Below are 6,456 nucleotides of genomic sequence, written 5' to 3'. Positions count from 1 at the left end.
ATTTATAATTACCCATAAATATTTTTTATGGTTAAAGGAGAAAAATTTTATGGATGAAAAAGATTGGCTTATTTTAATTACTCTTTACGAAGAAAGAAATATAACAAAGGCAGCACAACGACTATTTATTTCTCAGCCAGCTTTATCCTATCGTATAAAACAGCTGGAAAAAGAGTTCAAAACAAATTTAATCTCTAGAGGCAAAAGAGGTGTCGAGTTTACAGTTGAAGGGGAATACCTCGTTCAATATTCGAAAAATATGCGTAAGCAATTAGGAGCTGCAAAAGAACACATTTCAAATTTGGATAAAAAAGTAAAAGGAACTTTGCGTTTGGGTGTATCTGGCTTGTTTGCCCGTTATAAACTACCAGTATTATTAAAAGAATTTCTAACCCTATATCCAGAGGTTGAAATTAGTTTGAAAACTGGATGGAGTTCTCAAATTCATCAAATGCTTCAAAAAGAAGAAGCACACCTCGGGATAGTTAGAGGCCCTTACAAATGGCAGGAAAATAAAGTGTTATTTCAAGAAGAAAAGATTTGTATTGCCTCCAGTAAAAAAATTGAATTAAAAGAACTTCCTTTTCTTCCTAGAGTTAATTATCAGACAGACCAATCGTTAAGGAATACTATTGAAAACTGGTGGCAGGAAACCTTTGCGGTACCACCTAAGATTTCAATGGAGGTAGATCGGATTGAAACATGTAAAGAACTGGTTCTCAATGGACTAGGATATGCCATTTTACCAGAAATCTGTATTAAAAATGATGAACCATTGTATACTTTCCCCATTGTATTAAGCGATAATAGCTATTTGCTTAGAGAAACTTGGGTTTTTTATCGGGATGTGACTATGGATTTGGCACAAGTAAAAGCATTTATAGATTTTCTTAATGATTCTAAACAATAGAAATAAGACGAAACGAATTAAAACTAGTACAAAGGAAGAGAATTAATATGAAAAAGTGGGATTTAAATAATGCAAGCAAGAAAATCCAATTTTCAGCTGCACTTATAACTGCTTTTATTGGAGGCGGCCTTTTCTCTCTTATCAGGTTGCCAATCCCCTGGCTTCTAGGTCCAATGGCAGCCCTATTAATTGCATCACGTTTCAAAAACGTTAAATTAATTTGGCCCTTTTCGATGAGAAATACTGGATTAATTATTGTAGGTTATTCAATTGGCATCTCTTTTACCAAGAGCTCACTGTCTGACATGATTAGTCACCTTCCCTCAATGTTGATCCTTACAACCTTAATTGTCCTTGTGTGTGTATGTTCAGCTTTTGTTATGACAAAATATTCCGGCATTGACTATCCTACCTCCTTAACGAGTAGTATTCCTGGAGGTTTGTCACAAATTGTTGTGTTTGCAGAAGAAATGAAAGGTATTGATATTACGACAGTAACCTTTTTCCATGTTACAAGAGTGATAATGGTTGTTTTCTTAGTTCCCCTTTTAATTTTCAGTCCTATTTTTGCAGCGAAAAGTACCAACGACTCATCTAAAATAATGGATAACGTTATTCCAGTGTGGAGTGATTTATTTCCTCTTATCTTTCTGTTCGCGCTTATTTGTTTCCTCGCAGCAAGAATAGGTAAAATAATCAAATTACCAGCTCCTTACTTTTTGGGACCAGTAATCGCTGTTGCTGCAATAGGCCTTTTTGGTTTGCAGGGACCACCACTTCCTCCTTCACTTCTTGATATATCTCAATTTATGGTTGGCGGTTATATCGGTTTACTATTAAAACCGGAACAACTTGACAACAAAAGAAAAACCTTATTTTTGGCTTTGATGAACGGACTGATTTTGATCTGCGCAACAATGTTTTTTAGTTTTCTACTGACCCAGTATTATGATTTATCAACTATTACGGGTTTTTTAAGTTTAGCCCCTGGTGGAATGGATCAAATGGGAATCATTGCACAAGAAGTAAATGCTGATGTATCTACTGTTACCAGCTATCAACTATTTCGGATGGCTTTTATTTATGCCGCAGTGCCTCCATTACTAAGATTGGTATTAAAATTAAGTTTAAGAAAAAAAGACAAGAACAGTAACGTTAAAACTAAATGTTAAATAAAAAAGGAGCGAGCTTTGCTCAAGAACACTGAAAAAGTCTGATTTTTAAAAAAATGAAGGTTATCATCCACAATAATTAGATGATGACTTCTTTTTAAATACTAAAAATAGCATTAAATTTCAAAAAAATTCGTTATTGAATCACTTATCCTATGGCTTTATTTGCTCTCCTCCCCATTCTTTATTAAAGAATAAATTATTTTGATACCAATACAAAAAAAATATGTATTTAACTTATTGTTCTCTCTGTATTACCTTTAATAAAGAATAGCGCGCATAAGCATAGTGTAAAACTTATTAATCTACCAGTTAATTTTTCTGAAGAGTCACAAAATTATTTCTTAGTCATCCAGAAATTATTTGAAAGCGCATTCAAAATATAGGAGGGGATATAATAATGTTTCTTACAATTTTAGGCATCTCCATGGTTACCGTTTTTACCTATTTAATTATGTCCAAACGTTTATCACCCATTGTTGCTTTAACTTTAGTTCCGATCGTTTTTGCAACAGTTGGTGGTTTTGGAAGTAAAATTGGCACTATGATGATGGAAGGCATTAAGCTAGTCGCTCCTTCTGCTGCACTATTATTATTCGCCATATTGTTTTTTGGTATTATGATAGACACGGGCTTATTTGACCCACTTATCAAAAAGTTATTAGAAGTTGTCAAGGGAGATCCTGTCAAAATTTCGATAGGTACCACAATTCTTGCATTACTCGTGGCCCTAGATGGAGACGGTACAACAACGTATATTATTACTGTTTCAGCTATGTATCCACTTTATAAACGAATCGGTATGAATCCATTGGTTTTAGCCACAGTAGCCATGCTAGCTTTAAGTGTTATGAGTGGTATGACCCCCTGGGGTGGACCTGCTACCCGAGCAATAGCCGTATTGGGACTTGATGCATCCGAATTTTTTGTTCCACTTATTCCTACCATGATCGGTGGTGCTCTTTGGGTTATTTTCGTCGCATTTATTTTAGGGAAAAAAGAACGTAAACGACTTGGTGTAATACACATAGAAGAGTTGAAAAATGAAATAGCTGCTTCTGTAGAAAATGAAGCCATTGAAACATTTCCTCATATTAACATTAAACGTCCTCGTTTTTTGTGGGTTAACTTATTAATTGTGGTAGGCATTATGGTCATTCTTATTATGGGATTGGTACCTTCCCCTATTTTATTTTTGGTTGGATTCGCTATTGCTTTAATGATTAATTATCCCAATCTGGAAATGCAAAAAAGACGTATCTTGGCACACTCTGGAAACGCGTTAATTGTTGTTCTATTAGTTTTTGCGGCAGGAGTATTTGCAGGAATCTTTTCCGGTACAAAAATGGTTGATGCTATTGCTAATGGACTGGTTGCGATAATACCTGCTTCATTAGGACAGTTTTTTCCTGTCATTGTTGGCATTACAAGTATGCCATTCACTTTCGTTTTATCGAATGATGCCTATTATTTTGGAGTTCTCCCTATTCTTGCAGAAGCAGCTTCAGCCTATGGTATTAGTCCGTTAGAAATTGCTCGGGCTTCTATATTGGGACAACCCGCTCATTTAATGAGTCCACTTGTTGCATCAACCATTCTATTAGTTGGTATGGTTGATAAAGACCTTGGAGAATATCAGAAATTCGCATACAAATGGGCCATCTTGACATCGTTAATCTTAACAGTATTAGCTATAATTAGTGGTGCTATTTCTTTTATGTAACTTATAAAAGTCCTTGTATACTTGTTTGCAAGGACTTTTGTCGCATTTTTCAGCTAGATAGTTTTTTGATACAACTTTGTTGTCAGGTGAATTTCCATAATTGAAACCATGAAATAAGATGGATACTGATGTATTTACTGTTTTTATGTGAATCTGTTGGATTAGTGATTGTAAATATTTTTATCATTAATTATGTTAATGTAAAGCATGCCCTCCCATGACTTACTTACCAAGTTTCATTTCTTTTTTCAACCGTTCCACAAAACGCTCATTGATATAAGTACGGACAAACTGGTCCTTTTTCTCCAAATCGATGTCTTTTCTAAAAAAACCCACCCTCTTAAGGCGTTGATCAGGCAAGTTAGACCATACCTGGTTCGCCTCCTTTTCCAGTGAACTTTCAAAATCATTTTTTTAAAAGAGACAAGGAACGTGATTTTGCAATCTTATCCCTCTTCTTGGGAAGTGGCATCAGGGTGAATGAGTTATCCAACTTAAGGCTACGAGACTTGGATTTCGAGGAAAAACAAATACATGTATTACGTAAGGGTGGAAAAAAGGATGTAGTGGCAGTCTCTCCTCCGTCCATGCAGGACATAAAAGATTACCTAGCTGTGCGATCGGAACGTTATAGGGGTTTAAATAATGATACGGCCTATGTATTCTTGACTAGGGTGAATAATGGAGCCACCCCTCTTTCCAACCGCGCCATTGAGGCGCTAGTAAAGAAATAAACGAAGGCATTTAAGTCCAATAAATCGATGTCACCACACAAACTGAGGCATACATATGGGACGAACTTAATGGAGCAGTCAGGAGACATCCATTTGCTGATGACTCAACTGGGTCATACGTCGACCACAACTGCTGCCCTCTATACAAACCCTGAGCAGGAGAAGGCTAAAAAGGCTGCTAAACTGCTGGGAGAGAAAAGAACAAAATTTCTTGATAAGGATTAAATAATAAAGGGAAAAGAGAAGATTTTCTAGTCTTCTCTTTTAGCATATGTGTAAATTGAATATTTCTGTATTAATGCACGGATGACAACATTCATATAGGCGTTCTTCAAAAATTTTCAAAAGAATAATTAATCAAATGCCACACATTTTCTTTATTTATTTGGTTGAGTCTCTATTAACTTAATGGATAGTAGAGGCTCTCTTTTGTAAAAACCATAAAAGTGGTTGTTATATAATTTAACCTTATGAAAATCGTTTTATAAAGTCTACATGTTGGTTTATTTCTCGAGTGTCTCTAGGTGCAATGTTAATTTGATATAAACCATCAGTTGTTTTAACTTTCAAATCAGATATATTCTTTTTCTTTTGGGTCTTGTCCAGAAATATAGCGAATCATTATAAAATAAACGATTATAGATATAACTTTGTGAAAAAAATTGACCACACATTTATCTCTCCATGTTCTTTTATCTGTTTTACTTTACGATATAAAACGGTGGAATTGGACCTTAGCTCAAAACCAGTTTACTTGAATCAAGGTTGTATTTATGTTTTGTTTCAAATTTATCATATGCAAACGTATTGCTATATCTATTGATGAATATTTGTGACCTACTATAATGTGAAATCGAAGAAATAATTCTAACTTCTGCTGAGAAGTTCTATCTGATTGAAAGAACGATTAAAATACACCAATTAAAGAAGGCTGTTTCTTATCTATGCAAATTGGCTGGTGTAAGTCGAAGTGGTTACTATGATTGGTTAGAGGCAGCTCCTTATAGTGAGCTTCGTGAAGAACAGGATGGATTGGACATAGAATTGATCAGAAATATTTTCATCAATAAAAAGGAAAAAGTAGGCGTTCTCCAAATCAAAATGATTATGGAGAATGACTACTCTGCCGTAATAAATCATAAGAAAACAGACGGTTGATGACAAAATATAATCTTCTGGCAAAAAATCAGAAGGGCCAACCCGTATCGGAAGATGGCCAAGGCAACCAAGGAGCACCTTACTTGTCCAAACCTCCTTAATCGTAAATTCAATCAGGAGGTGCCAGGGAAGATCCTGCTTACTGACATTACCTATCTTTTTTATGGGAAAGGCCAAAAAGCGTAATTATCCTGCGTAAAAGATGCCGCCACAAAAGAAATCGTTACGTACCATCTATCTACTTCATTAGAAATGGATACCGTTTACGAGACTTTAAATAAGCAAAAGCAGGCTGTGTGTCACGAGTTCCATCCGAGTGCAATCCTTCATTCTGAACAGGGGTTCCATTACACCCATCCGCTCTTTCAACGCAAAGTGAAGGAACTCGGGATAACCCAATCCATGTCCCGCAAAGGAAACTGTTGGGTTAATGCGCCAATGGAAAGTTTATTTGGCCACTTTAAGGATTTGGCAGAATATAAAACATGTACTAATATAACGGATGTGAATGAAGAAATTGATCGAGTTATTGAAGAATATAATGAACATCGTAACCAATGGGGGCTAAAGAAAATGGCCCCGGTACAATACCGGGACCACTTATTAGCCGCTTAGGCACTTTTTTTATACTGTCCGTAAAATGGGGCACAGTTCAAATCTTCAAAATGAACTGCACCCCAATTGTTAGACAACATCTAACAATTGGAGGTGCAGTTTTTTTGACTAAATATACGATAGACGAAAAATTACATGCAGTTT

Annotated in this window: 3 protein-coding genes and 2 pseudogenes; all 5 read left to right on the top strand. The window is 35.5% G+C overall.

The features are described from left to right. The first annotated feature begins 49 nt into the window (after positions 1–49). A complete protein-coding gene (locus ACFWE9_RS25420) occupies positions 50–910 on the top strand; it encodes a LysR family transcriptional regulator (protein WP_144478282.1) in 861 nt (286 codons plus the stop codon). 47 nt (positions 911–957) lie between these two features. Beyond that, positions 958–2,082, top strand: coding sequence for an AbrB family transcriptional regulator (locus tag ACFWE9_RS25415; RefSeq protein WP_377359426.1), 1,125 nt, complete (start codon positions 958–960; stop codon positions 2,080–2,082). A gap of 400 nt (positions 2,083–2,482) precedes the next feature. After that, entirely contained in the window at positions 2,483–3,805 is a 1,323-nt protein-coding gene (locus ACFWE9_RS25410; RefSeq protein ID WP_377359424.1) for a CitMHS family transporter, read from the top strand. A gap of 392 nt (positions 3,806–4,197) precedes the next feature. After that, a pseudogene (locus ACFWE9_RS25405) lies at positions 4,198–4,764 on the top strand (tyrosine-type recombinase/integrase). Between the two features lie 1,140 nt (positions 4,765–5,904). Next, positions 5,905–6,312, top strand: a pseudogene (locus ACFWE9_RS25400) (integrase core domain-containing protein); the annotation flags it as partial. Positions 6,313–6,456: the final 144 nt, after the last annotated feature.

Source organism: Peribacillus sp. NPDC060253 (genome assembly GCF_042727425.1).
Classification (GTDB): domain Bacteria; phylum Bacillota; class Bacilli; order Bacillales; family DSM-1321; genus Peribacillus.
Note: the sequence above shows the minus strand (reverse complement) of the source record. Positions and strands in the feature narration are given on the sequence as shown.

Excerpts from the sequence above, each read along its gene's own strand:
- ACFWE9_RS25420 (WP_144478282.1), top strand. The coding sequence starts at position 50 with ATGGATGAAAAAGATTGGCTTATTTTAATTACTCTTTACGAAGAAAGA.
- ACFWE9_RS25415 (WP_377359426.1), top strand. The coding sequence starts at position 958 with ATGAAAAAGTGGGATTTAAATAATGCAAGCAAGAAAATCCAATTTTCA.
- ACFWE9_RS25410 (WP_377359424.1), top strand. The coding sequence starts at position 2,483 with ATGTTTCTTACAATTTTAGGCATCTCCATGGTTACCGTTTTTACCTAT.